25 protein-coding genes are annotated in these 24,042 nt (G+C 56.1%); 13 read left to right on the top strand and 12 right to left on the bottom strand.

Annotation, left to right across the window (positions count from 1 at the left end; all coding sequences use genetic code 11):
• Window positions 1-122: 122 nt before the first annotated feature.
• The gene (locus HMJ29_RS00345) at window positions 123-2,405 is read left to right on the top strand and encodes a GH92 family glycosyl hydrolase (protein WP_171589612.1); all 2,283 of its coding nucleotides are present in this window, start codon (window positions 123-125) and stop codon (window positions 2,403-2,405) included.
• 86 nt (window positions 2,406-2,491) lie between these two features.
• Here HMJ29_RS00345 and HMJ29_RS00340 read toward each other — a convergent pair whose 3' ends face one another.
• Window positions 2,492-3,373 carry an agenet domain-containing protein gene (locus tag HMJ29_RS00340; protein WP_171589611.1) on the bottom strand — a complete coding sequence of 294 codons (882 nt, stop codon included), beginning with the start codon at window positions 3,371-3,373 and terminating at the stop codon, window positions 2,492-2,494.
• Between the two features lie 255 nt (window positions 3,374-3,628).
• On the opposite strand from HMJ29_RS00340, the gene HMJ29_RS00335 reads away from it, so the two are divergent.
• Window positions 3,629-4,975 carry a type IX secretion system plug protein gene (locus tag HMJ29_RS00335; RefSeq protein ID WP_171589610.1) on the top strand — a complete coding sequence of 449 codons (1,347 nt, stop codon included), beginning with the start codon at window positions 3,629-3,631 and terminating at the stop codon, window positions 4,973-4,975.
• Between the two features lie 422 nt (window positions 4,976-5,397).
• Complete coding sequence (locus HMJ29_RS00330) at window positions 5,398-6,855, top strand: M48 family metalloprotease (protein ID WP_171589609.1); 1,458 nt, start codon at window positions 5,398-5,400, stop codon at window positions 6,853-6,855.
• A gap of 123 nt (window positions 6,856-6,978) precedes the next feature.
• Here the strand turns inward: HMJ29_RS00330 and HMJ29_RS00325 are convergent, their stop codons facing one another.
• The 4 genes from HMJ29_RS00325 to HMJ29_RS00310 form a co-directional block, all read right to left on the bottom strand.
• Window positions 6,979-8,067 carry an AI-2E family transporter gene (locus HMJ29_RS00325; protein WP_171589608.1) on the bottom strand — a complete coding sequence of 363 codons (1,089 nt, stop codon included), beginning with the start codon at window positions 8,065-8,067 and terminating at the stop codon, window positions 6,979-6,981.
• Window positions 8,068-8,223: 156 nt separating this feature from the next.
• Complete coding sequence (locus HMJ29_RS00320; RefSeq protein ID WP_171589607.1) at window positions 8,224-8,433, bottom strand: alkylphosphonate utilization protein; 210 nt, start codon at window positions 8,431-8,433, stop codon at window positions 8,224-8,226.
• A gap of 139 nt (window positions 8,434-8,572) precedes the next feature.
• Window positions 8,573-9,670 (bottom strand): redox-regulated ATPase YchF, encoded by a 1,098-nt coding sequence (ychF, locus tag HMJ29_RS00315; RefSeq protein ID WP_171589606.1) that lies wholly within the window; start codon window positions 9,668-9,670, stop codon window positions 8,573-8,575.
• Window positions 9,671-10,103: 433 nt separating this feature from the next.
• Window positions 10,104-10,445: a DUF3276 family protein gene (locus HMJ29_RS00310; protein ID WP_171589605.1), complete on the bottom strand. Its 342-nt coding sequence runs from the start codon at window positions 10,443-10,445 to the stop codon at window positions 10,104-10,106.
• 315 nt (window positions 10,446-10,760) lie between these two features.
• Here HMJ29_RS00310 and HMJ29_RS00305 point away from each other — a divergent pair, with 315 nt between their 5' ends.
• The 3 genes from HMJ29_RS00305 to HMJ29_RS00295 are packed head-to-tail and all read left to right on the top strand — an operon-like array spanning window position 10,761 to window position 12,242.
• Window positions 10,761-11,681, top strand: a complete 921-nt coding sequence (locus tag HMJ29_RS00305) for a DUF58 domain-containing protein (RefSeq protein ID WP_171589604.1) — start codon at window positions 10,761-10,763, stop codon at window positions 11,679-11,681.
• A gap of 44 nt (window positions 11,682-11,725) precedes the next feature.
• Complete coding sequence (locus tag HMJ29_RS00300) at window positions 11,726-11,983, top strand: hypothetical protein (protein ID WP_171589603.1); 258 nt, start codon at window positions 11,726-11,728, stop codon at window positions 11,981-11,983.
• Window positions 11,984-12,011: 28 nt separating this feature from the next.
• Window positions 12,012-12,242, top strand: a complete 231-nt coding sequence (locus HMJ29_RS00295) for a hypothetical protein (protein ID WP_171589602.1) — start codon at window positions 12,012-12,014, stop codon at window positions 12,240-12,242.
• 4 nt (window positions 12,243-12,246) lie between these two features.
• Here HMJ29_RS00295 and HMJ29_RS00290 read toward each other — a convergent pair whose 3' ends face one another.
• The 3 genes from HMJ29_RS00290 to HMJ29_RS00280 all read right to left on the bottom strand — a co-directional run bounded on the left by HMJ29_RS00290 (window position 12,247) and on the right by HMJ29_RS00280 (window position 15,395).
• Entirely contained in the window at window positions 12,247-12,882 is a 636-nt protein-coding gene (locus HMJ29_RS00290) for a DNA-3-methyladenine glycosylase family protein (protein WP_171589601.1), read from the bottom strand.
• 33 nt (window positions 12,883-12,915) lie between these two features.
• Complete coding sequence (locus tag HMJ29_RS00285; RefSeq protein WP_171589600.1) at window positions 12,916-14,190, bottom strand: cation:proton antiporter; 1,275 nt, start codon at window positions 14,188-14,190, stop codon at window positions 12,916-12,918.
• A gap of 173 nt (window positions 14,191-14,363) precedes the next feature.
• Window positions 14,364-15,395, bottom strand: a complete 1,032-nt coding sequence (locus HMJ29_RS00280) for a threonine aldolase family protein (RefSeq protein WP_171589599.1) — start codon at window positions 15,393-15,395, stop codon at window positions 14,364-14,366.
• Window positions 15,396-15,493: 98 nt separating this feature from the next.
• On the opposite strand from HMJ29_RS00280, the gene HMJ29_RS00275 reads away from it, so the two are divergent.
• Window positions 15,494-15,664, top strand: a complete 171-nt coding sequence (locus HMJ29_RS00275) for a hypothetical protein (protein ID WP_167855240.1) — start codon at window positions 15,494-15,496, stop codon at window positions 15,662-15,664.
• Window positions 15,665-15,820: 156 nt separating this feature from the next.
• Here HMJ29_RS00275 and HMJ29_RS00270 read toward each other — a convergent pair whose 3' ends face one another.
• On the bottom strand, window positions 15,821-16,321 hold the full coding sequence (locus HMJ29_RS00270; RefSeq protein ID WP_171589598.1) for a metallophosphoesterase family protein: 501 nt from the start codon (window positions 16,319-16,321) through the stop codon (window positions 15,821-15,823).
• A 123-nt stretch (window positions 16,322-16,444) separates the two neighbouring features.
• On the opposite strand from HMJ29_RS00270, the gene HMJ29_RS00265 reads away from it, so the two are divergent.
• The 4 genes from HMJ29_RS00265 (at window position 16,445) to HMJ29_RS00250 (ending at window position 18,893) form a co-directional block, all read left to right on the top strand.
• The gene (locus tag HMJ29_RS00265; protein WP_171589597.1) at window positions 16,445-16,924 is read left to right on the top strand and encodes a hypothetical protein; all 480 of its coding nucleotides are present in this window, start codon (window positions 16,445-16,447) and stop codon (window positions 16,922-16,924) included.
• A gap of 22 nt (window positions 16,925-16,946) precedes the next feature.
• Window positions 16,947-17,345, top strand: coding sequence for a group III truncated hemoglobin (locus HMJ29_RS00260; protein ID WP_171589596.1), 399 nt, complete (start codon window positions 16,947-16,949; stop codon window positions 17,343-17,345).
• A 334-nt stretch (window positions 17,346-17,679) separates the two neighbouring features.
• Entirely contained in the window at window positions 17,680-18,381 is a 702-nt protein-coding gene (locus tag HMJ29_RS00255) for an NUDIX hydrolase (protein WP_171589595.1), read from the top strand.
• 17 nt (window positions 18,382-18,398) lie between these two features.
• Window positions 18,399-18,893, top strand: a complete 495-nt coding sequence (locus HMJ29_RS00250) for a hypothetical protein (protein ID WP_171589594.1) — start codon at window positions 18,399-18,401, stop codon at window positions 18,891-18,893.
• Between the two features lie 46 nt (window positions 18,894-18,939).
• On the opposite strand, the gene coaD is transcribed toward HMJ29_RS00250, so the two are convergent.
• The 3 genes from coaD to HMJ29_RS00235 all read right to left on the bottom strand — a co-directional run bounded on the left by coaD (window position 18,940) and on the right by HMJ29_RS00235 (window position 21,080).
• Entirely contained in the window at window positions 18,940-19,413 is a 474-nt protein-coding gene (coaD, locus tag HMJ29_RS00245) for a pantetheine-phosphate adenylyltransferase (RefSeq protein ID WP_171589593.1), read from the bottom strand.
• Between the two features lie 122 nt (window positions 19,414-19,535).
• Window positions 19,536-20,402, bottom strand: a complete 867-nt coding sequence (locus HMJ29_RS00240; protein WP_171589592.1) for a DUF3822 family protein — start codon at window positions 20,400-20,402, stop codon at window positions 19,536-19,538.
• 162 nt (window positions 20,403-20,564) lie between these two features.
• Window positions 20,565-21,080 (bottom strand): NUDIX domain-containing protein, encoded by a 516-nt coding sequence (locus HMJ29_RS00235; protein ID WP_171589591.1) that lies wholly within the window; start codon window positions 21,078-21,080, stop codon window positions 20,565-20,567.
• A gap of 134 nt (window positions 21,081-21,214) precedes the next feature.
• On the opposite strand from HMJ29_RS00235, the gene HMJ29_RS00230 reads away from it, so the two are divergent.
• Complete coding sequence (locus HMJ29_RS00230; protein ID WP_171589590.1) at window positions 21,215-21,664, top strand: PaaI family thioesterase; 450 nt, start codon at window positions 21,215-21,217, stop codon at window positions 21,662-21,664.
• A gap of 101 nt (window positions 21,665-21,765) precedes the next feature.
• Window positions 21,766-23,985: an ATP-binding protein gene (locus HMJ29_RS00225; RefSeq protein ID WP_171589589.1), complete on the top strand. Its 2,220-nt coding sequence runs from the start codon at window positions 21,766-21,768 to the stop codon at window positions 23,983-23,985.
• Window positions 23,986-24,042: the final 57 nt, after the last annotated feature.

Below are 24,042 nucleotides of genomic sequence, written 5' to 3'. Positions count from 1 at the left end.
GCTACCGAGCGGAGCAGTCTATTGGCTCCGGCTAACCTAAAACTTCTTCCACTGAGAGGCCTAGTGCCTTGGTGGTTTGGCTGCTACCTGCTATTTCCATCTATTCCTTCCTATAGCTCCTTATGGTTGCATTTTCCCTGCATTGGCCCTCTAGAGTCGTTTCCTGGTGTTGGGCTCTGTTAACGGCTTATTGCCTACTAAGTAGTTCGCTGCCAGCACCTGCCCAAAGCCTGACCTCGTACGTTGACCCCCTGATTGGTACGGGCGGTCATGGGCACGTATTTCTTGGGGCTAATGTGCCATTTGGAGCGGTGCAACTGGGGCCACAGAACATTTTTAAAGGGTGGGACTGGTGCTCAGGGTACCATTACTCCGACAGTCTCATCACGGGCTTTTCGCACACGCATCTGAGCGGCACCGGTGCTTCTGACCTGGGTGATGTACTCATTATGCCTTACACCGGAGCCGTGCAAACAGATAAGGGCCGGCAACAGGCACCTCACCAGGGGTATTTGTCGCGGTTTTCGCACCAGCGAGAAACGGCCAAGCCCGGCTATTACGCCGTTACGCTTGATGACTATGGGGTTAGGGCGGAGCTAACCAGCACGGCTCGTGTAGGCCTGCACAAGTACACTTTCCCGGCTGGCGCCAAGCCGGCTCACATCATCATTGATTTGAAAGAGGGCGTAGATGATACAGCCACCGAAACCTACCTGGAACAGATAGACCCGCAAACCTACGTGGGCTACCGTTTTTCAAAGGGGTGGGCCACCGACCAGCGCCTGTACTTCGCCATTAAAACGTCGGTGCCTATTCCGCAATTCGCCGTGTATAATGAGGCACAGCCACTGGCCGGCAAAAAAGGGCAAGGCCTCGCCATTAAGGGCCTGTTTAGCTTTGCCAAAACGCCGGGCACCATCCTCTTAAAAGTGGGTATCTCGCCCGTGAGCAGCCAGAATGCGCTGGCTAACATTCAGTCAGAAATGCCCGGGTGGGACTTTGCCAAGGTGCAACGCGCCGCCGAGGCGGAGTGGAACCGTGAGCTGGGCAAAGTAACCATTGAAACCCACGACCCAGCGGCACGGCGCATTTTTTACACCGCCATGTACCACGCGCTCTTTGCTCCGGCCTTGTTTAATGACGTGAACCGGGACTACCGCGGTACCGATAAGAAAGTGTATCCCAAAGCGCCCTTTGTCAACTACACTACTTTCTCGCTCTGGGATACGTACCGCACGGCGCACTCACTGTTTCTGCTGGCCCAACCTGAGCGGGTAGGGGATATGATGCAGTCCATGCTGGCTATTCAGCAGCAGCAAGGCAAGCTGCCCATCTGGCACCTGATGGGCAACGAAACCAATACTATGGTGGGCTACAGTGCCGTGCCAGCCCTGGCAGAGGCCTACCTGAAAGGCACGCCTGGCCTTGATGGCAACCAAGTGCTGGCTGCCATGAAAGCTTCCAGTACTCGCAACGACCAGGGTGTGCGCTACCTCAAGGAGCTGGGGTTCATTCCGGCCGACAAGGAAAGCGAGTCGGTGGCCAAGGCTATGGAGTACGCCATTGATGACTGGAGCATTGCGCAGGTAGCCAAAAAGCTGGGTCGCCAAGAGGACTATGCCACGTACAGTGCGCGTGCGAAGTACTACCAGAAATACTTCGACCCGCATACCCGCTTTATGCGCGGCCTCACTACCGATGGCAAGTTTCAGCTGCCTTTCAACCCCATTCAGTCTATTCACCGCCAGAACAATTACACGGAGGGTAATGCCTGGCAGTACACCTGGCTGGTGCCCCACGACGTGCCTGGTCTGATCAGGCTGTTCGGCAGTGACACCGCTTTCACGCAAAAGCTCGATAGCTTATTCATTGTGCAGGGAAGCCTCGGCGAAAGTGCCTCGCCCGACATATCGGGCCTGATTGGCATGTATGCCCACGGCAACGAGCCCAGTCACGCCACCGTGTATCTGTACCCTTACGCCGGGCAGCAGTGGAAAACGGCGGAGAAGGTGCGCCAGGTGTTGCGCGAGATGTACAAAGACAAGCCCGACGGCATCAGCGGCAACGAAGACTGCGGGCAGATGTCGGCCTGGTACATTCTTTCGGCTATGGGTTTCTACCCCGTAAGCCCCAGCAGTGGCGCCTACGTGCTGGGCAGCCCCATTGTAGATAAAGCCACCTTACGGCTGCCCAAGGGCAAAACCTTCGTTATTGACGTCAAACACAATGAGCCCCAGAACCAGTACATCCAGTCGGTGCGCCTAAACGGCAAGAGCTACCCCAACAGCTACCTGCTGCACCGTGATATTGTGGCGGGTGGCACGCTGGAGCTAACCATGGGCCCCCAGCCAAACCGGGAGTTTGGTACGGCCCCCGCAAACCGCCCCCGCGAGGTGTATCCGTAAGGCGCCAGGCCTATTTAGCTAGAGGCCTGACACCCTTGTAGCATTCCTGCGCAGTACGGCCAAGGCATTTGTTGAGCCAAAGCTGCTTAGTTGTCTTTGGAGCAAGTCCAGGCGCCATCCCTGTCAATGAAGAAGCTGAAGTCGCTGTTTACCTGTTTCTGGCTGATGGTGCCATTGTAATCCTCGCAAACGTGGAAGGTCATCTTGACGGGATATATCGTGGCATTGGCTGGGGCGCCATCATGTTTGCGGGTTGCCCCACGCCCGGGCACGTTCGTTACCGTGTTTTGGTAAGCGGCACCCCTACTGAAGTAAGTAAAAACCACCCCTATGCGCGATGGGCGGGTAAGGGTGCCATTAGCCAGGCGGTTATACCAATCGTACACCTCCTTTTTAAACAAGGCATCTGATGCCGGCGAGCTATTAGTAAAGGTGCCAGGAGGTGGTGTAAACGAGCAGTTAACTGTTACGGCCGAGCCGTTCTCGGTGAGGCTGCGGATGTAGGAGCGGTGCACCCATTTATCATCAGCGCTACCGTAGCCATCAAAATGAACCCTGGATAAATCGCCTTTTTGCTCCAGCACGGTTGCTTTATACCAGTGGCCACTCTCATTCACCTCTACCCGTTTACTGCTGGCAGGCTGTTTCCTTTGCGCTGCTACGGGTGTAGCTACTGGCCTAGAAGCCGCTGCGGTGGCAGTAGGCGTAGCAGTAGCTGTTGCGGGGCGGGCAGCTGTTTTAGCAGACCGTATGATGCCCTTGGTTTTAAATATCCATTGGTCCCGGCTGGTATTTGCGCCGTCGCCATCAAGGTGTACTTTAAACTGGCTGTCACTGACATCCACAATGGTAGCCGGATACCAGGCGCCACTACTCCACTCTACTTCTACTTTGCTTCCCCGCTGAAAGCCTTGTGCCAAACTAGTATAACACCCAAGCAGGAGCACGAACAAAAGGTACGGTTTCATGTAGTGGGGTTTTAAAGGAATGCGTTGTCTGATAAAGGAAATAAGAAAATACATATAAACCAATGGACTTAAACGGGTTGGTTTATCTCCGCTTTATCTCATGACCACCACGTGACAACAGGGGGCTGCAAGCTAACCGATGGTGGTGGTGTGCCACTAGGAAAGGCTAAGATTAGCCTGTTGCCAGGTGGTAAGTGAAGCTGAGTAGTGTGGCTTCTCGTTCACGTACATTACTTCTTCCTGTACATTCGCACTATGCGCCTACTTCCCGCCTTCCCGTTTCTGCTTCTGGCTACTGCCTGCGTGCCACTGGGCACCCCCATCACCGACCCCAACGCCGCGCGTAGGCCAGCTACGCCGGGGCAGAGAGCCAGTACGGAGTATTACGCCGACAAAACCCTGCGCTACGAAGATGCCATTTATGACCCCAATGTGCGGACGGTGCTGTGCTACGTGCCCACGGGCCAGGTAAACGAGGTGTTCAATCCGCCTGTTATTTCGCTGGGTCAGGGGCAGCCGGTTACGCTGGAGTTTGACGTACTTGGTAGCCAGGGCGGCCGCCTCACTGCCAAGCTGGTGCACTGCGATGTTAACTGGCAAGCCTCAGTGCTGACGGATATGCAGTTTCTCAGCGAGATTAATGAGCAGAATATCACCGACTACCGGGTTTCTAACGCAACCAAAGTGCCCTACTACCACTACCGCCTGCAGATGCCGCGGGTGAAGCTATCCGGCAATTACCTGTGGGTGGTAACCAGCCCCGGTGGCACCCCGCTCATCTCGCGGCGGGTGTTGGTGTATGATGAAGGCGGCGTGCAGGTGTTCCTGAAGCAGGGCATTCCGGTTGCGGGGCAGGAGCGCTACACCCTGCAGCAGCTCGACTTCGGAATTCGTTACAACATGCAGCTGGTGAACCCCTCACAGGAGGTGAAAGTGGTACTGCGCCAGAACTACCGCTGGGATAATGCCAAGTATAACCTGCGCCCCACGTTTGTGCGGGAAGCGGAGCGTCAGCTTGATTATCAATACTTCAACTTTGAGAATACCTTCCCCGGCCTCAGTGAGTTTCGCTTCTTTGATCTACGTACGTTCCGCTCACAAGGCGTGGGCGTAGGCCAGATTGACCCCAACACCACGCCTCGCACCGCTGAGCTGCTACCCGAAACCTCGCGTAACGGCCAGCGCTATTCCCAGTACGACGACATCAACGGGCAGCGCGTGATTGAAAGCCGCGAGTATGGCAACGGCGACACCAACGGCGACTATCTCACTGTGGGCTTTCACCTGCGGGCCGAGCAACCCGCCCCAGGCCCGGTGTACGTGCTGGGCGCCCTCACCGATTGGCAATACAAGGATGAGTTCAAGCTCACCTACGATGCTGCGGCCCAGGAATATACGGGTCACGCACTGTTGAAACAGGGCTATTACAACTATATATACGCCGTACAAACTCCTCAGGGGCCAAACAGCGTGTATTGGGAGGGCAGCCACCAGGAAACAGAAAACCGCTACGACCTGCTGGTGTACTACCGCCCGCCCGGCACCCGCGCCGATTTGCTGATTGGGTATCAGACGGTGGATGTAAACAGTCGCCAGCCCTAGGCCTGTCTCTATAAAGCGGCTGGCTCATCTGGCGGCCGCTTTTCCAGTGTTGCGCTTCATAAACCGGGCTCAAGGCGTAGCCTGCTGCCAGTTGGTTTTAAGCATACCAGGCCACCGCTGGCGGCTCAGGGCTGTTGTATGTGGTGCAGCGAGGCCCCTGAGTTGCTCCAAAAATGTACGGGCAGCCCGCTGTAGTAATAGCTTGGCCGCTCTGGAAGTGCAGGGAATAACTACACAAAGTGCCGGCACGAAGTGGATGAAGAAAGGCGGTTTCAAAAGCTGGTGTGCAGTGCTCATCGGGGAAGTACAGCGTATTATGGCACGCCTTTCGCCTGGGTACAGGTGTGTGGCCGTAACCTTACGGCCGATGTGCTGCGTTGCAGGCTTATCACACCTATTGTGAAACTCCCTAGCTCTCTCCCATGAAACCCACTCTCTCTCATTCTGTGCGCGCCGGCGCTATGTTAGTGCTTCTCTTGCCCCTGGGTGGCTCTGTGCCAGCAAACCGGTCCTCTGCTTCTCCTGCCCGCGCCACTTTGCCCGTACAAGGGGCCCAACCCGATCCATCGGTGATTGCTCAGTTTGGCCTGCTCAATAACACCAAGCTCCAAAGCTATATTGACAGCAAGGGCATGCAAATGGGACGGATATCTGACCGTCCTGCCGACGTGAAAGGCTTCACTATTGTTGATTCGCCGATAATTAACGCCTTCGCTACCCCCGATGGCCACGTGTACTTTACCCGCGGCATTATGGCTCATTTCAACAATGAGGCCCAGTTCAGTGGTGTGTTGGGGCACGAAATCGGACATATCACGGCCCGGCACGGCCAGAAGCAGCAAACCCGTTCCACCATTGCCAACGGGGCGCTTATCCTGGGCTCTATTCTTTCTAAGCGAGTGGCTTCGGTAATTGAGCCAGCCTCGCAGGTGGTAGGCCTGGGGCTGCTTAAGTATGGCCGCGATGCAGAAAACGAAGCGGATAACCTGGGCGTGAAATATTCCAGCAAAATCGGCTACGACCCGGCTTCTATGGCCGACTTCTTCCTGACCTTGCAGCGTACTGAGCAGAGCAGCGGGGCTGCTACCGTGCCCACCTTCTTATCAACCCATCCCAACTCCGCCGACCGTTACCAGCGCGTGAAAAAGCTGGCCGTGACGGCTGAGCAGCAAGCGGGTCGCCAGTTAGCCGTAAACCGCGACCAGTACCTGCGCATGATTGAGGGCTTGCCCTACGGCGACAATCCCCGCGAGGGTTTTGTGGAGAACAGCGTATTCTACCACCCTGATCTAAAGTTTCAGTTTCCGGTGCCCCAGGGCTGGAAGTCGCAGAACTCACCCAGCCAGTTTCAGATGGCCGAGCCTAATGGCAAGGCCGTGCAGATCTTATTACCAGCCGGTAATAAGTCATTGGATGAAACCGCCCAGGCCCTGGTGCAACAGTTGCAACTGCAGAATGCGCAGGCCCAGAAAACCACTGTCAACAACTTCCCGGCCGTAGTTATCCAGGGCGACCAGGTTGGCCAGGACCAACAAACCGGCCAGCAGGGCGTAACGGCCAGTACACTTTCTTACATCATTCAGGATGGCCAAACGCTCTATGCCCTCGTAGGCCTGTGCGGCCCCGGTACCCTAAACACCTACGGCAGCACTTTCCAGCGAGTGGCCCAAGGCTTCCGCCGCCTTACCGATGCCAGCAAGCTTAACAAGCAGCCGGAGCGCATCCGAATTAAAACCGCCAAAGCTGGCCAGACGTTGGCCTCCGCCTTGGCTGCCAACGGGGTTTCCTCAAAGCGCTACGAAGAACTGGGCATCCTGAACGGTATGAAAACCACCGATAAGATGACGGCTGGACAGCTATTTAAGGTGGTAGGGCGCTAGGCCAGTGCATTGAGTAATCAACCGCAAATCCGGGCTCCGTCTGCAAGGCAATCAGCTGCGCAGGCGGGGTCCGGTAGCGTTAGGGACCAGTAGCGCGCACACGCAGGCCATGTCAGGTTCATGCTACAACAGCTGCTTGCTTTTGCTTTTTACCCGCTTGATCCACTGCGGTGTGTGGGCCTCATCAGCCAGCAGGAAGGCATATGGGTGCAGGGCAGGCACATGGCTGCACACAATGCGCAGTATGGCCGTCAGGGGCTCAAACAGAATCATTCCCGGAATGCCCCACAGCAGCTCACCTAGCACCACGGCTATAATGGTGAAAATGGGACTCAGGTTTAGTCGGGAGCCCATAACCAAGGGCTCAACAACGTTATTGTCAACAGCCTGCGCAAACAGAATAACGCCCAATGTGGGTAGCAACTGCCCTGCAGAGCCGCCCACCATAGCCATAATGAGGGGGAAAATAGCCCCTACATAGGCACCCACGTAGGGCACCAGCGTGGGCAGAGCCGCAATGAGGGCTAGGAGCAGCGCATTCTTCAGCCCGATAACCAGAAAGCCCACTCCATACACCACCGTCAGAAACAATACCGATAGCAGCCGGCCACTTAAGTATTGTCCTCCCACGCGCATAATCTCCTGGAGCATTTGATTTACCTCCTGGTGTTGCTCCGATGGGGCAAGGCGCAGGAAAAACTCCCGGAACTTGTGCCGCCCCCACAGCATAAAAAACAGGTATAGTAGTACCAGTACTAGGCCACCCAGCAAACCAGCCACGCCTTTCAGCGAAGTGGTAAGGTAGCGGTTGGCCGACTGCCCAAACTTGGCCACCTGCTCCTCCACAAACTGAATCTGCTCTCGTGGGGCTACACCAAAGCGCTGCTGAATCCAGTGCTGAGCCTGTTGTAGCAGCACTTGTACCTTCTGCTGAATCTGAGGGAGCTGCTCAGAAATATTGGCTGCTTGAGCCCCAATGGCCCAGCAAATTCCGCCCATAAAGGCTAGCAGCAGCAGCACGCACAGCAGCCCCGATACTATGCGGCCCGCTCCCCAACGTTCAAGCTGCCGGGCCACCGGCGCCAGCAGCATCGCCAAGATGGCAGCAAACACCAGCGGCACCAGAAACAGCCGGCCAACATATAGCAACAGCAGGCTTAGCGCCAGTAGGGCCAACACCTGTACGGTACGGGTGAGGGAAAGACTAGGCATACGCGGAACAAGGGAGTTAGAGGAATGCTTCCCTTACGATGCCCGGCGCTACTGGTTAAGGTTCTGCTAGCCGTAGGCTCCAGCCTCAATAAATGCCAGTGCCCCGACCGAATTCTGGCCGGGGCACTGGCGTTGCAGAGAAACTGTAGGAGTGGCCTAGGCCTTCTTTACAAACTCAGTTTTGATAACTAGCATGCTACCACCAGCTTTGCCTTCAATCTCGGCGGGGCTATTAGTGAGGCGAATGTTCTTAATCATGGTGCCGCGCTTGAGCGCCTGCGCCATGCCTTTTACCTTCAGGTCTTTGGTGACGGTAACCGAGTCGCCTTCCGCGAGCAGGTTGCCATTACTGTCCTTTACATCCATAAAGCCAATGGCTTATTGCAGTATTAAAAAGAACGTCATGCTGAGCTTGTCGAAGCATCTCTACCGCCAAACTAATCATTAGCATTGCAGCAGAGATGCTTCGACAAGCTCAGCATGACGGGCGTGAAGTTTTGCTTAACTACACGTTGAAGCGGAAGTGCATGATGTCGCCGTCCTGCACCACGTATTCTTTGCCTTCCACGGCCATTTTACCGGCTTCCTTAATTTTTACCTCGGTCTTGTACTCCTGGTAGTCAGCTAGCTTGATAACCTCAGCACGGATGAAGCCCTTCTCGAAGTCGGAATGGATAACACCAGCGGCGGCGGGAGCTTTGTCGCCCTTGTGAATAGTCCAGGCGCGTACTTCCTGCACGCCGGCCGTGAAGTAGGTAATCAGGTTGAGCAGGGAGTAGGAAGCCCGAATCAGGCGGTTCAGACCCGACTCTTTCAGGCCATACTCGGCCAGGAACATCTCCTTTTCCTCGGGGTCTTCCATCTCCGCAATCTGCGACTCAATGGCCGCCGATACCAGTACTACCTCAGCACCTTCCTTAGCCACATGCGCCTGCAGGGCTTGCGTGTGGGCGTTGCCAGTAGTAGCGCTGGCCTCATCTACGTTAGCCACGTAAATAACCGGCTTGATAGTCAGTAACTGCAGGTCAGCTACGGCTTCCAGCTCCTCGGGCGTGGCCTCCACGGCGCGGGCGTTTTGGCCTCCTTCGAGGGCGGCTTTAAACTTCTGCAGAGCAGCCACTTCCTTCTTGGCCTGGGCATCGCCACCCTTGGCAGAGCGCTCCGACTTGGCCAGTTTCTTATCGATGCTCTCCAGGTCTTTGATTTGCAGCTCCGTGTCGATAACGTCCTTATCAAATACGGGGTCAACGCCGCCGGCCACGTGCACGATGTTGGGGTCGTCGAAACAACGGGTTACGTGAATGATGGCATCAACCTCCCGAATGTTAGCCAGAAATTTGTTGCCGAGGCCTTCGCCCTTGCTGGCGCCTTTTACAAGGCCGGCAATATCCACAAACTCAATGATGGTGGGCAGTACCCGCTTAGGGTTCACCAGCTGCTCCAGAATCTGAAGCCGCTCGTCGGGTACGGTAATTACGCCCACATTCGGCTCAATGGTGCAGAACGGGTAGTTGGCCGACTCGGCCTTGGCGTTTGAAAGAGCGTTGAACAGCGTGGATTTGCCGACGTTCGGCAGGCCGACGATACCGCAGCGGAGACCCATATAGTGAAGTTGAGAAGTTGAGAAGTGGTGAAGTAGCGTCAGAGCCGCCATTCGTGCCGCAAAGGTACGGGGCTTTTTTGGGGAAAACACGGCCTAACCTAGCCTAGCCGTAAGCCATTACTGTGAGGCCAGTAGGTTGGTGTGATTCCGGGCGAGGCCTGCGCCATTGATGCGTACCTATTAGGCAAATAAGTCATGCGCTGATTTCTCCCCAGCAAGGTTTGAACAATTGCTTCGTGCCTCAAAAATTGGGGCCGAAGTTAGGCTGCGGGCTTGGCTGGTTAAGGTAGTGAAACAGCCTTGCCAAGGGGCTAGGTACTGGCCTAGAATGCCAAAAGCGGCGCACCTGAACTAGGCCAGGCACGCCGCTTTTAGGAAGCGAAAAAAGGATGATGCGTAAAAGGTGTTTCTCTAGGCTTCCGGATAAAAGGGGTTAGTAGGTTTCCTCGGCACGGTTTGCTGAATAGCCTTCGCCATCGTACGTGGGGCGCGGACGGTCAAGCTCGGCAACTTCCTCTGGGGTTAGCAGCTCTTCGCGCACGAAGTCAACGGCATCCTGCAGGGCATCAACAAACTTCAAAAAGTCTTCCTTGTAAAGGAAGATCTTGTGCTTCTCGTAAGAGAAGGTATCGTCATCGCGCAGACGACGCTTGCTTTCCGTAATAGTCAGGTAGTAATCCTGACCGCGGGTAGCTTTCACGTCGAAAAAGTACGTGCGCTTACCGGCTTTAATGCGTTGGGAGTAAATTTCTTCCTGGTCGTGACGATCTTCCACAGGGCCTTCAATAAAGTTTTGTTATTCCAAGATTTTCAAAGTGCAGCGCAAAATAGTGGCTTGCCGTCAGATATAAAAATTTAAAGACCAGCTTTTTAACCCAATTAGCTGTAAATACATGAATTAAACGTTTTAAGAACATATAAGGCATAAAAAACTAGACCACGTGAGTTTTGTCAGAATAAAAGGAATTTAACTAAACGCATTAAGTTTTGTCTATATCGAATAATAGAACTCTTCGCTTACCTTTCTACTTACACAAGTGAGTACCGCAGGTGTTGTACCTTGCTTCCTTCACCTTGCTTTCGTCAGCTTATGGCCCAACCGCTCGACCTAGCCGCAGTGCGCTCCTTTGAAAACCTGGAATTTCTGGCTCGCCAGCTGGTAGAGGGTTTCATTACAGGTTTGCACCAGTCGCCCTACCACGGTTTCTCGGTAGAATTTTCGGAGCACCGGCTCTACAACCCCGGCGAAAGCACCCGCCACCTCGACTGGAAGGTGTTTGCCCGTACCGATAAACTGTTTGTGAAGCGTTACGAGGAGGAAACCAATCTGCGCTGCCACTTGCTGCTGGATGTGAGCCCCAGCATGTATTACCCCGCGCCCAGCTATGATAAGCTGCGGTTCTCGGTGCTGTGCGCTGCCGCCATCACCACCTTGCTGCAAAAACAGCGCGATGCTGTAGGCCTGGTTACGTTTGCTGATCAGGTGGAACTGCAAACGCCGGTGCGCTCTACCAGCACTCACCGCCACACGCTGCTGCTTACCCTGCAGCAGCTGTTGGAGCGGCCCGCCCCCGCCCGCCGCGCCCAAACAGATGTAGCCACCGTGATTCACCAGATTGCCCAGCAAATCCCGAAACGCTCCCTGGTGGTGTTGTTTTCCGATATGCTGGGGCGGGCGCCTGAGGAACAGACGGAAGCGCTGGCCGCTCTGCAGCACCTACGCCACCAGCACCACGAGGTGCTACTGTTTCATGTAATGGACCGGGCCACGGAGGCCGACTTCAGCTTTCAGGACCGGCCCTACATTTTTGAGGACGTAGAAACCGGGCAAACCATTAAGCTGCAGCCCGGTCAGGTGCGTGAGCAGTACCGCACCGCCATGCAGGCCTACGAGCATGAGCTAGCCTTGCGCTGCGGTCAGTTCAAGATTGATTTTGTACCCGTAGACATCCGGGAGCCGTTTGATAAGGTGCTGTATGCCTACCTGGTAAAGCGGGGCAAGGTGCGGTAACCAGAGTGGAGTGGCCTAGCGTAACTGTTTAAACTGCCTGTAAAATGGAAATGTGGTATTGCCGGGTATGCGGACTCGACTACGACGTATCACCTTGGGGTGAGGATGGCCACACACCCGATTACAGCTGCTGCGCCTGTTGTGGCGCGCAGTTTGGCATCGACGACTATAATGTGGTTACGGCCCAACTGTTCCGGACGGCCTGGCTGGCAGCCGGGGCGCCGTGGTTTTATGCCAACCTCAAACCAGCCGGCTGGAAGCTAGCGGCTCAGCTACCCCAAATACCCTCGGCCTACCACTAGCTCCCAGTTCATTTCACGAATCATCTCCATGTATTTTCTCGATCTCGCGGGGTGGCTGCTTTTGCCATGCCTGCTTTCTGCCCTAATCACGGCCTACATTGCTCACATGAACGACCGTTCCTTGTGGCGCTGGATGCTGTTTGGGCTTTGTGTCCCGTTTCTGGCCATTTTCGTGGCCATGATTGTTACCTACCAAGACCAAAAGCGCCAGGCAGCCAAAGATGCTGACCAAGCTGGTTCAGAGAGGCCTAGCGTATAGTGCCTTACTCCGCCGGTGTATTGTCCAGTGACTGCCACAGGTATTTGCTGGCAACCGTGCGGTACGGGCGCCAGGCTTCGGCGATGGCGGTCATGCGCTTGAGCAAGGCACGGCCAGTTTCCTCTAGCCCATAGTGGCGCTTCATGGCATTTTGAATGCCTAAGTCGCCTTCCGGGAATACATCGGGTTGGTCTAGGGCAAACATCTGCAGCATTTGAGCCGTCCAGCGGCCCACGCCTTTTATTTGGGTGAGGTGGGCCGTAAACGCATCTGCATCAAGCTGGCTGAGGTGGGCGTGGTCGAGCTGGTCGCGTTGGGCGAAGTCGGCAATGGCGCGAAGGTAGCCTGCCTTCTGGCGTGAGATGCCAGCGGCGCGCAGGTCCTCATCCGTGAGCAGGAGCAGGGCCGCCGGCTCGGGGTAGCCATCGGGCGGGAACAGCGCCTGCACCTTGCGCCAGATGGCGGCCGCGGCCTTGGTAGATATTTGCTGACTGACAATGGCGCGCAGCAGCGCCAAATACAGGTCTTCGTGGGCCGAGGGTTGAATGAGCCGCCCTTGCGCTATCAGGCGGGCCAGCACGGGGTCGGCTTGCGAGAGGTGCTGTAGGGCAGCGGTGAGCTCAGGTGCAGGAAGCGACATACAGACCGGAGGAAAGCGGCTAGGTTAGGAGGCTTAATGAGCTGAAGTGGGTTCGTCCTCAGCTGCTGCGGTGCTAAGGCCCAGCTTTTTCACCAGCGGCCCAATACTGAGGCCCTGCACAATTATACTGAATACCACCACCACGTAGGTAATACCCACAATCAGGTCGCGGGGCATGGTGTCGGGCAGAGAAAGGGCCAGTGCTACCGAAATACCACCGCGTAGGCCACCCCAGGTTAGAACCCGCAGATTAGGGCGGTTAAACTCAAACCGGCTCCGCAGTAGGCTTAAGGGCAGAGCTACTGAGCCCAGACGGGCCAGTAGCACCACTACAATAGCCACGCCTCCCACCACCAGAATAGTGCGGTTGATATCCAGTATCAGCATTTCCAGGCCAATCAGCACGAAGAGCACAGCATTTAAAATCTCATCCAGAATCTCCCAAAACTTATCCAGATACTCGCGGGTGATGTCAGACATGCCCAGGCTACGGCCCTTGTCGCCCACAATCAGGCCCGCCACCACAATGGCCAGCGGCCCCGAGGTGTGCAAGGCGGCAGCCAGGGCTGTGCCGCCCATTACCAGGGCCAGCGTAATGAGCACCTCTACCTGGTAGTGATCAATGGTGCGCAGGGCCCAGAAGGTGGCGTACCCCATAACTGCGCCCAGCGCCATGCCGCCCAGTGCTTCCCGGAGAAACAGCTCACCCACAGCCCCCACGGTAGCCTCGCCGGCCCCGAAGCGGGCAATCTGAAATAAGCTCACGAAAACTACTACGGCAATACCGTCATTGAACAATGACTCGCCTACGATATTAATTTCCAGTGATTTGCTAATGCGGGCTTCCTTCAGAATGCCGAGCACGGCTATAGGGTCGGTGGGGGAGATAAGGGCTCCAAACAGCAGGCAGTAGATATAGTCAATGGGAAGCCCAAACAGCGGCAAAATGTAGTACATGATGCTGGCTACTATTACCGTTGAGAGAAGCATGCCAACGGAAGCCAGGGCCGCCACCGGTAAGCGTTGGTCGCCCAGGGCCCGAACATCGACGTGAATAGCGCCCGCAAACAGCAGGAAGCTCAGCATCACCTGCATGAGTACCGTATGAAAGTCAATGCCGCGCAACAGCTGGCTGGCTGTCAGCACCCATTCTACCCCCATTCTGCCAAGCCCAACCGTAATAAGTGATGACACCAGCGCCAGTATCATGAGCCCAATGGTGCTGGGCAGCCGCAGGAACCGGTGGTTGATGTAGCCAAAGGAGGCGGCCAGAACAAGCAAAATGGCGAAGGTATTGTATAGCTGCATCGGCTAAAGTAGGTGGACGAACAAAAGAGGTTGGCACAACTGTACGAACAAAAGGCAGCAGTAGCCATCTCTACGCTTACCGGCCGTAGCCAGCGCACACGAATGCCCCGCCCGCAGCAGCCCCTTAAGACAAGGAACCTGGCTGCGACCGGGGCACTAAAGTAGGCGGAATTTTACCCTTGTAGATCAGTAAGAGCGGCTTCAATTCGCTCAATCATGGCGTCATCAACGTCTAGGTGCGTCACGAAGCGAATCATCTGGGGACCGAAGGACGAGGCCTTGATGCCCTGCTCCTCCAGCTTGGCCAGGAACTGCTCAGCGGGCATGCTGTCTTCCAGCTTGAAGATCACCAGGTTGGTTTCTACGGGTAGTACGGTAGCTACGTAGGGCTGGGTGGCCAGCGTGGCGCCAAGGCGCTGAGCCCGGGCGTGGTCGTCGGCGAGGCGCTCCACGTTGTTTTCCAGCGCGTACAGGCCCGCCGCCGCAATGTAGCCGGCCTGACGCATACCGCCGCCCATCACCTTCCGGATACGCTTGGTTTTTTGGATGAACTGCTTGCTGCCCAATAGTACAGAGCCCACCGGTGCACCCAGGCCCTTAGAGAGGCACACGGAGATAGTGTCAAACAAGCGGCCGTATTCCTTGGCTGATTGGCCAGTGGCCACTAAGGCATTGAACACGCGGGCGCCATCGAGGTGAAGCGGAATGTTGTGGCGTTGGGCTACTTCGGCAATACTCTCAATTTCTGACAGCTCGTAGCAGCTGCCGCCGCCTCGGTTGTGGGTGTTTTCGAGGGAGATGAGGCTGGTAGTAGGGTAGTGGATGTTTACGGGCCGAATAGCGGCTTCTACCTGCTCAGCGGTGAGGCGGCCACGGTTGCCGGGCAGCAGCGCCACCGACGCCCCCGAGTGGAAGGCAATGCCCCCCACTTCCCAGAGGTAGATGTGCGAGGTTTGCTCGCACACCACTTCCGAGAGCGGCTCGGTGTGGGCTTTGATGGCAATTTGGTTGGTCATGGTGCCGGAGGGGCAGAAAAGGCCCGCTTCGAGGCCGAAGCGGCTGGCAGCTTCCTCCTCCAGGGCCCGAACCGTAGGGTCTTCATCATATACATCGTCGCCGACGCTGGCGCGGAACATAGCGTCGAGCATGGCAGGAGTGGGGCGCGTGACGGTGTCGGAGCGCAGATCAATCAAGGGGAGACTCATAAGATGTTCAATGGAATTACGGGAAAGGTTTCCCGGTGTCAAATTTAGTACTTACTTTTGCCCCTCATTTACAGAAAGACTTTAACCGACCCGGAAAAATGAGCGTTACCCGTCTGAAGCGGAAGCACCGCAAGAACATTGCCCGCGCTAACAACAAGCAGCGCGTCATCAAGCAACTACTCCTGACCCCCGTTCTGAAGAACGTAGACATCGAGGAGCTGAAAGCTCGCTTCACCACGAGCGCCGCCAAGACCGAAGCCAACGCCTAGTCGCGTTTCTCGCGTCTGGCACACCTACCCCGGTGTCGGTGGGTTTCCGTCAGAAATTCCAAAGCGTCTTTCCTGCAAAGGAAAGACGCTTTTTTTGCTCCTAAGCCACTGCGACGGGTCGCGCCAGTAGTCTCATTGTAGTGGCTTATTAATCGTTCACCCAACCCGCGGCCCCAGCTCAATGGCCTGCAACTGCTGCACTTTGCCGTTTTCTACTTCAAACCGCAGCATGGTGCGCACTTTGTGGAAGCCGTGGCGGCCCGCGGCGCCGGGGTTGAGGTGTAAGAGGCCTAGGCGCGGGTCGGGCATGACTTTAAGGATATGGGAGTGGCCGCTGATGAATAGGCCGGGGCGCTGCTCCTGCACTAGGGCCCGGCCGGCGGGGCTGTAGTGGCCGGGGTAGCCGCCAATATGGGTCATGAGTACCCACAGGCCTTCTAGCTCAAAGTGCTGCACTAGCGGCTGCGTGAGGCGTACGTCGCGGCCATCTATGTTGCCATACACGCCTCTAAGCGGGGCCACCGTTTCCAGCTCTTCCGCTACTGAAGCTGTGCCGAAGTCGCCGGCATGCCATATTTCGTCGCAGCCCTGCAAGTGATGTAGAATACGGTCGTCGAGGTAGCTATGGGTATCGGAGAGCAAACCGATTTTCTTCATAAGGGCGGGAGTGAGAAAAGTAAAGTAGCGTATACGGGCCAGCAGCCAGCAGCACATAGGGGTAGGCCTGTATACAACCAAAGGTAGAGCATGCAGTTTCTGAAGCTTGCTAACTTTGTTATAATGCGTACAAGTGGTTCTGTCTGGTGGTTGGTGCTGGTGCTGGTTTTGTTTGTGTGGGCTGGCATGGTTGCGGCCATTTCCTTTCTGGAAGCACCGCTTAAGTTCACGGCTCCGCACATTACTATATTGCTGGGCGTGGGCATTGGGCACATTGTGTTTCATGCCCTCAACCGCTTGGAGCTTATATTTCTACTGGCAGCCTTGCTGGCAGCGCGCATAGTGCGTGCGTATTGGGTCATATGGGTGGGGCTAGGCCTGTTAGCCTTTGTGCTGCTACTCCAAACCCTGTGGCTGCTGCCGGCCCTCGACGTGCGGGCTGCCGTATTGCTGGCAGGCCACAAGGCCCCGCCTGGCCAGCTACACCTGCTCTATATTGCGTTAGATGTGGTAAAGCTGTTGGGGCTGCTGGTAACCGGCAGTCAGGCTTTCCAGGCGGCTACGGCTGCGCCAACCCCGCTTTCAAAGCAGATAGTGGCCTAGCGCTGCCAATTCCTTCTGCATTATGCTTGAACCCACTGCCCTCCCCGACATCCAGACCGAAGCCGATATCAGGCTGCTGGTAGATACTTTCTATGAAAAAGTAAACGCAGATGAACTGCTCAGCCCCATCTTCAATACAGTAGCGCAGGTGCACTGGGAGGCGCATTTGCCTACCATGTACGACTTCTGGAGCAGTGTGCTGTTGGGCACTACCCGCTACCAAGGGCGTCCGTTTCCCAAACACCTGGGGTTGCCGGTGGCGCTGCCTCACTTTGAGCGCTGGCTGGCTTTGTTTACCAGCACCGTCAGGGAAAATTTTGCAGGTGCCAAGGCCGACGAAGCCTGCTACAAGGCCGGTAACATTGCCCGTATGTTTGAATTTCGGATCCGGCAGGCGCGCAATCCGCTGAGTATTCTGTAACTGTTTAGTTCAGAGCTTAACCGGCAGTGTGAGTAGTGGCCAAGATCTTTTTTTCGGTTGAACTACGGGAGAAAATACTTCTCATATGGACGAAAGTAAATTAGGCGTTTTACTCAGGATGACGTTCTTACGGGTGGTACACAACTACTTAGTTAGGGCCCCCCAGTAAACTATATGTGCTTCACCTGCTGTATATGCGGGCGGCTGGCACAACACAACGGTTTACATCCCGTATCTTGCCCGACCCGGAAGATGTTTTCGTTTTTCGGGGAATTATGCTGTGTTTTGCAGCATACTGCCTGGACTTTCTTTTGCCCCTCCTGATTACCCCGCGATGAACGTCTTCATCAACGATATCCCGCTGATTATTAAAAAGAACAGCGAGAAAATATATAAGCACAAATACGACCTGATTCTGGGCCCTGAGGATGAATTCATCTCCAAGGATCTGGTGGGTGATGTACTCGTGCGCGACGTCTCGGACGTTTTCATTGACCGGCTCTTGCGGCTGATGGAGGTGAAAAAGCTCAAAAAGCTAAAGTCCCTGACGCTGCTGGCCCGCAAGAAAAAGCGCCTGATTCTACACCTCAAAGACCAGTTTAAAATCGTGAAGGCCGCTGGGGGTCTCGTGGTGAAGGATGGCCTGGTGCTAATGATTTACCGCCTCGGAAAGTGGGACTTGCCCAAGGGTAAGCTCAAAAAAGAGGAAGACCCTGGCCTGGGTGCGTTGCGCGAGGTGGAGGAGGAGTGCAATATTAAGGTAGAGCTGGCAGAAGAGCTGCCCAGCACCTGGCATTCCTACGCCTACAACGGCAACAAAATTCTGAAGAAAACCACCTGGTACATCATGCGCTGCCTCGACGACACACTGATGAAGCCGCAGGCCGAGGAATACATTGAGGAGGTGCGTTGGATGACGCCCCAGCAGGCCCTGGCCGTGCTCCACGACTCGTATGCCAGCATTGACCTGGTGGTGCGCCATTACCTCAGCGACGTGACCGGGGAAGCACCTGCCAACAAAGAGCCCGCGAAGTAAATAAGCTGCTGGTGCCTATGCGTTTACGTTACGCCGCATTTGCTCTTACGGGAATGTTGCTGGGCTTGGCGGGCTGTATGGGCACGCAGTCGGCGGCAGAAACAACGGTGGTAACAGCGGCCCGCCCTGCCAAACCTGCTCTGCCAGTGACTGTAGATGTGGAGCAGCTTGTAGGCCTCTCCATTGATGAAGTCCGCCAGGTTTTGGGTCCCGCTCGCAAAACCAGGGCCTCTGAACTGGGGCTGGAGCCAACGGCTGAGCAACTCCATCATACCAACGGTGAAGGCTGGATCAATACGTTTGAGCACAATGGCCAAACGATACTTGTGGCTTTCAACGCCCGCACCCGGAAAGTGCGTGATATGGTGCTGCTGGGTAACAATGAGCAGGAACTACTCCAGCGCACCAACCTGAGCTTAGCCTCCCCGCGCTACATCGTGCTGCCCTTCGCGGAGCTAGATAGTGCTGACAATGAGCGAGTTGTAGGGGTGCGCATTGTGGCCCGCAACTAACGGCTGGCTAGACCTACCTTACCCATAGGTAGGCCTGGCGTATTGTCTACTGCTCTTTAGCGGCGGCGGGCAGCGGGAACGGTACAAACTCATCAACATTACCCCCAAAGCGGTGAATTTCTCGGATAATGGTGCTGTTGATGGCCGCTAATCTTGGAGAGGTAATTAAGAAAACTGTTTCCAACTCAGGGTTAACGTGGCGGTTAGCCTGAGCAATCGTATTCTCGTACTCGAAGTCGGTGGTGTTGCGCAGGCCCCGCAGTAAATAGCGGGCACCAATTTCGCGGGCGAAATCAGCCGTCAGGCCTTTGTAAGAACACACAGAAACCCGCGGCTCATCGTGAAACACCTGCTCAATCAGGGTTATCATCTGCTCAACGGGCAGGTAGCGCTGCTTGCTGCTGTTGTTGCCAATCGAGATTATTACCTCGTCAAATAATGTCACTCCCCGCCGCACCACATCCAGGTGCCCATTCGTAAAAGGGTCGAAAGATCCTGGAAACAACGCTATGCGAGACATAAAGTGAAATTGTGAAGTGGTGAATTTGTGAAGGGTGAAGCGGTGAGCTTAGCGCTTTATGGCCTAAACGGTGCTATAGCACGTGAGAGCTGTTTTTTAATTCTACCACTTCACCATTTCACCTATTCGCAGAGATGCAGGGCGTAGAGCTCAAAGTACCGGTACTCAAACACATCATTGAGGCGGTAGCTGTAGCCTAGGTCGAAGGGGCGGTTGCCGAAGCGGATATTGCGGATGTATTTGCGTAGAATGGTGAACAGCTCCGAGTCGTGCATCAGGTCGCCCCAAACTACCACGGAGTCCTGATCGGGGTTCAGCTGAAGCTCCTGCATTACCAGAATAGTGTAGTAAATCAGGTCTTCGGGGGTGCTGAAGGGAAATACATTGCAGAATTCCGGCTGCTTGTCGCGCACGGCCAGTAGGGTAGCTTCCTGGTGACCAATGCTCAGATACACCCGACGCGGCCCAGACTGCTCGCTTTGGTGAATTACCCCTTCCAGTAAGGCACTGGTATGGTGCAGCAGCCGGCCTTCGGGGTAGATAGCCTTGAACCACTCAGTAAGAGCCTTTTCGGCGGCAAAAAGGCTCACTACCTCCAAGCTGGCGTGCGTGTAATGATGCACGGTTTCCAGCTGCAAATCCGGGGTATGGTGGAGGCGCAGGTAGGCAGCTTCATCCCCGGCCCGGAACAGGGGGGCAGGCAGCAGGGTGAAGTACCGGTTCTGAACTGCCAGGCGTACTTTATTCCAGCCAACCTGGCCTAGCAGATCGTGTTGGGCGGCCAAGGCCTGGAGCTGGGTGGCCAGGGGGGCGTCGGGGGTGGGCTGATAATCCTCCAGTACCACAAATTTATTGCGCCGAACATCGGCTACGCCCACGCGCAAGCCTGCCGCTCCTACCGTTAGGTACAGGTTATACGCTGCCAGATGGGTGAGGTCCAGGGTTTCGTCGCGCAGGCGAGACTGAGCTACAGGAACGGAGTGGAGCATAAGCGCGGCGGGAGAAACAAGAGTAGCAGCAGACACGGGCAAACAACTAAAGTAGAGGCTAAAGGTACAGAGCTGCCGCGCAAGTGCCACCTGCTGCACGCAAACACTGTGGCCGGCTACTGCCAGGCCACTGCGTATTTGGGGAGCCTGTGACGCAGGCTGCTAGCGCTGAAACCGAATCTGGGGAATAAACACGTCGTCGGTGCTGATGATGTCGCGCAGCACGGGGTGCACCTGCGTGGGCAACAGCTGGCCTAGCTGGCGAGGCGTTATGAACTGTAAGCCAGTGAGAAGCTGCTCCTCAGCGCGGTGCTCGGGGTCAGAGCCCAGCTGCGGTTCGGCGCTTTCGTCCTGGGGCAGTACTTCAAAGAATAGCTCCAGCGCTTGTAAGGAAGGGCTCTTGAATTCGTGCAGGTGCAGGAAGCGCCCTACCGTTACGGCGAGACCCGTTTCTTCCGCAAATTCTCGCTGCAGGCATTGCTGCAGACTCTCGCCAAATTGCCACCCCCCACCCGGCGGCGACCAAAAAGGCTGGCCCTGGGGTAGCATGCCCCGGTGCGAGGCCAGCAGCAAAGCGCCGTTGCGCACCAGCAAGCCACAGATGCGCACACGCACCTGACCGGTATATGCCTGCAACAAATCAGGCTCCGGGAGCAGAGAAGGGGTAGGGTCAGACATAAGGCAGAACTGGTAGGTGCTCAACGCCAGGAGGGGCGACGAGCAAGTATGACGGCAAATTTCAACTTTCCTGCCGAAATGTGGGCAGCATACTGTGAACGTTCATGCGGGCGGGTGCCGTATCTTTGGGGCTCATGAATCAAAACTTACCTTCCGTTCCTGAGTCGTTAGAGAGCCGAATACGCCGCCGGCTAACCCGCCAGCACTTTATGCACCTGATTGGGGCCGACTTAACGCTCATTGAGCCCGGCCGGGTAGAGGCTGAGTTGCTGCTGGAACAGCAGCACCAGCAGCACAGCGGTTTTACCCACGGCGGCTTGGTTGCCACCATGGCCGACCTGGCTGCCGGCTTCGCAGCCGTTACGCTGGTACCCGAGGGCCTGGGTGTAGTTACGGTGGAGTTGAAAACCAGTTACCTGTATCCGGGCGTAGGTAAAAAACTACGAGCAGTAGGGTGGGTGCTGAAAGCTGGTCGGCGGCTGCATTTCTGTGAGGCAGAAGTGTGGTGTGATGAGCAGCTCATTGCCAAAGCCACCGCCACCATGGCCGTGATGGAGCCATCAGCGAAACAAGCTGAACAGTAGGCTGGCCGGCCGGTGAGCAGCGAAGCACTAGCCCCCAGATTCTTCTATATTGTCGTCTGCCCGGAGCAGGCGCCACATTGCTTTGGCTGATTACGCTGCCCATGAAATGGATACTCGTTGCGCTTTGTGTACTGCTGGCCACCTCAGTGCAGGCGCAGCACGCTTATTGGGCAGCGCCTTATGATTCACTGCGGCAGGCAGCGCAGCGGCAGCCTTCTGATACAGCCCGCCTGCGTATTCTGGTGCACGTGCTTGATGTTACGGAGCTAACGGAAGCCGCCCGCCGGCAAGAGGCCCTCCCCATCCTGAATGAGTTGCTGCAGCTTAACCAGCGCACTCAGCTGCTCGACGATGCTCCTTACCAGGCGCTGCGCAGGGGCGTGGCGCTTTGGGTCGAGGGCAAGCAGCTAGATCAGGCGATGGAGGCCATGCACCGGGCCGTAGAACTGTTTGACCAAGCCAAACACCCCATTCCGCGGCTGCTGATTGACCTGGCCCCACTGTATAACCAACTGCAGCAATCAGATGCACGCCTTACCTATTTTCAGCAGAAGCTAAACGAGTACCAGCTGCACAGTAGCTACCAAAACCTGGCTGCCTGCTACCTGGTGCTGGGGGGCTCTTACCGGCACCGGGCCGACCATAACCGCGCCATCAGCTGCTACTTAAACGCCGCCGACCTGTTTGCCAAGTTCGACCACCAGCTGCAGGCAAATGAACTTGTTGTGGCGGGCTCCTCCTACGCCGACTGGGGCAACAACCAGAAAGCTCTGGTGTATATGCAGCAAGCCGTGGAGCTGGAGAGCCGCTACAACATAAAGGGCTTGCAGCGTTTTTATACCTTGCTGGCTATTAGTAGATTATATGCTATGCGCGAAAATTACTCCCGCGCAATAGAGTATGCTGACCAGGCCCTTGAATTTGCGAAGAACAGCCCTGCCAACCAGGCTGAGTACACCGCATATGCGCTGGTGCAGAAGAGTAGTGTACTGCTCCAATTACAGCAAACCCAACAGGTACGCCCCCTGCTACAACAGGCCCAGCACCTCGCCGACTCCCTGCACATGTCTATTACGGGGCGGCCAGGGGAATTTATGCTCGATGAGATGTGGGCTAAGTACCATCGCCAGGAGCACAACTATGCTCAGGTAGAAACCCATTGGCGCCAGGCCTACGAAAAAGCCACTGCCGCCAAATACAATATGCTGCGGCCCCGGTATCTGCAGGAGCTGATACGGTTTTATGACGAGCGCGGGCAGCCAGAAAAAGCCCAGCGCTTTACCCGTACCTACCTCAACCTCACCGATACGCTTTATGCCGCACTCGGTGCTCAGCATGTGGCCCAATACGAAGGGGAAAGGCAGGAGCAGGCCCGCCTGGTGCAAATTGCCAATCTGCGGCAGGCTCAGGCCCTGCAGGCGGTACGCATTCAGCAGCGCAACACCTTGCTGATGGGGGCCGGCGTCGCCATCATCCTGATTTCGGGGCTAGGCGCTCTGGCCTACCGCCAGCTACAGAGTAAGCGCCGGACGCTGGCCCAATTGCGCCAGGCACAAAACCAGCTGGTGCAGGCAGAAAAATGGGCCTTTGTGGGGGAGCTATCGGCCGGAATTGCCCATGAGCTGCAGAACCCTTTAAACTTCATGAAGAAGTTTGCCGAGGTGAGCACTACCATGGTGGATGGTATGCACCAGAAGGGCCAGGCCCCCGGCACCGGGCTGGAGCAGGAAATTTTGCTGGGTTTAAAACAAAACCTGCAGGAAATCAGCCAGCACGGCATGCGGGCATCTTCCATCATTCGGGGCATGCTAGACCACTCCCGGGCGGGTACGGGCCAGCGCATGGCTACTGACCTCAACGAGCTGGCCACCGAAAACCTGCACCTGGCCTGCGAAAGCCAGCAGGCCCAGCAGCCAGCGTTTATTGCAACGCTTTCTCTGGAGTTAGCCTCCGGCCTGCCCTTGGTGAGCGTGGTGCCGCAAGATATGGGTCGGGTGCTGCTTAACCTCTGCACCAATGCGTTCCAGGCCGTGGAGCAGCGCCGCCAGACGGAGCCAGTGGCCTACAAGCCCACTATTAGCATAAGCACCCGCCAACTGGCAGGCAGTGTTGAAATACGCGTCCGCGACAATGGCTGCGGCATGCCCCCCGAAGTGCAGCAAAAAGTATTTACACCCTTTTTCACCACCAAGCCCATTGGGGAGGGCACTGGCCTAGGCCTCTCCCTCAGCCATGACATCGTGAAAGCCCATGGTGGTACGCTCATAGTTGACTCTAGAGAAGGGGAGTACACCGAGTTTGTGGTGCGGCTACCGGCGTAAGCGGATAAGAGAAATAGCACGGGTGAAACCGCGCAAAATCCCTTGGCAGGAAGGAGC

The organism is Hymenobacter taeanensis (genome assembly GCF_013137895.1).
Lineage (GTDB): Bacteria > Bacteroidota > Bacteroidia > Cytophagales > Hymenobacteraceae > Hymenobacter > Hymenobacter taeanensis.
The sequence above is the reverse complement of the archived record's forward strand: the minus strand, read 5'-3'. Positions and strand labels throughout refer to the sequence as shown.

Bases quoted from the DNA above. Each gene is read 5' to 3' on its own strand.
- HMJ29_RS00345 (WP_171589612.1), top strand. From the start codon at position 123: ATGGTTGCATTTTCCCTGCATTGGCCCTCTAGAGTCGTTTCCTGGTGT.
- HMJ29_RS00340 (WP_171589611.1), bottom strand. From the start codon at position 3,373: ATGAAACCGTACCTTTTGTTCGTGCTCCTGCTTGGGTGTTATACTAGT.
- HMJ29_RS00335 (WP_171589610.1), top strand. From the start codon at position 3,629: ATGCGCCTACTTCCCGCCTTCCCGTTTCTGCTTCTGGCTACTGCCTGC.
- HMJ29_RS00330 (WP_171589609.1), top strand. From the start codon at position 5,398: ATGAAACCCACTCTCTCTCATTCTGTGCGCGCCGGCGCTATGTTAGTG.
- HMJ29_RS00325 (WP_171589608.1), bottom strand. From the start codon at position 8,067: ATGCCTAGTCTTTCCCTCACCCGTACCGTACAGGTGTTGGCCCTACTG.
- HMJ29_RS00320 (WP_171589607.1), bottom strand. From the start codon at position 8,433: ATGGATGTAAAGGACAGTAATGGCAACCTGCTCGCGGAAGGCGACTCG.
- ychF (WP_171589606.1), bottom strand. From the start codon at position 9,670: ATGGGTCTCCGCTGCGGTATCGTCGGCCTGCCGAACGTCGGCAAATCC.
- HMJ29_RS00305 (WP_171589604.1), top strand. From the start codon at position 10,761: ATGGCCCAACCGCTCGACCTAGCCGCAGTGCGCTCCTTTGAAAACCTG.
- HMJ29_RS00300 (WP_171589603.1), top strand. From the start codon at position 11,726: ATGGAAATGTGGTATTGCCGGGTATGCGGACTCGACTACGACGTATCA.
- HMJ29_RS00295 (WP_171589602.1), top strand. From the start codon at position 12,012: ATGTATTTTCTCGATCTCGCGGGGTGGCTGCTTTTGCCATGCCTGCTT.
- HMJ29_RS00290 (WP_171589601.1), bottom strand. From the start codon at position 12,882: ATGTCGCTTCCTGCACCTGAGCTCACCGCTGCCCTACAGCACCTCTCG.
- HMJ29_RS00285 (WP_171589600.1), bottom strand. From the start codon at position 14,190: ATGCAGCTATACAATACCTTCGCCATTTTGCTTGTTCTGGCCGCCTCC.
- HMJ29_RS00280 (WP_171589599.1), bottom strand. From the start codon at position 15,395: ATGAGTCTCCCCTTGATTGATCTGCGCTCCGACACCGTCACGCGCCCC.
- HMJ29_RS00275 (WP_167855240.1), top strand. From the start codon at position 15,494: ATGAGCGTTACCCGTCTGAAGCGGAAGCACCGCAAGAACATTGCCCGC.
- HMJ29_RS00270 (WP_171589598.1), bottom strand. From the start codon at position 16,321: ATGAAGAAAATCGGTTTGCTCTCCGATACCCATAGCTACCTCGACGAC.
- HMJ29_RS00265 (WP_171589597.1), top strand. From the start codon at position 16,445: ATGCGTACAAGTGGTTCTGTCTGGTGGTTGGTGCTGGTGCTGGTTTTG.
- HMJ29_RS00260 (WP_171589596.1), top strand. From the start codon at position 16,947: ATGCTTGAACCCACTGCCCTCCCCGACATCCAGACCGAAGCCGATATC.
- HMJ29_RS00255 (WP_171589595.1), top strand. From the start codon at position 17,680: ATGAACGTCTTCATCAACGATATCCCGCTGATTATTAAAAAGAACAGC.
- HMJ29_RS00250 (WP_171589594.1), top strand. From the start codon at position 18,399: ATGCGTTTACGTTACGCCGCATTTGCTCTTACGGGAATGTTGCTGGGC.
- coaD (WP_171589593.1), bottom strand. From the start codon at position 19,413: ATGTCTCGCATAGCGTTGTTTCCAGGATCTTTCGACCCTTTTACGAAT.
- HMJ29_RS00240 (WP_171589592.1), bottom strand. From the start codon at position 20,402: ATGCTCCACTCCGTTCCTGTAGCTCAGTCTCGCCTGCGCGACGAAACC.
- HMJ29_RS00235 (WP_171589591.1), bottom strand. From the start codon at position 21,080: ATGTCTGACCCTACCCCTTCTCTGCTCCCGGAGCCTGATTTGTTGCAG.
- HMJ29_RS00230 (WP_171589590.1), top strand. From the start codon at position 21,215: ATGAATCAAAACTTACCTTCCGTTCCTGAGTCGTTAGAGAGCCGAATA.
- HMJ29_RS00225 (WP_171589589.1), top strand. From the start codon at position 21,766: ATGAAATGGATACTCGTTGCGCTTTGTGTACTGCTGGCCACCTCAGTG.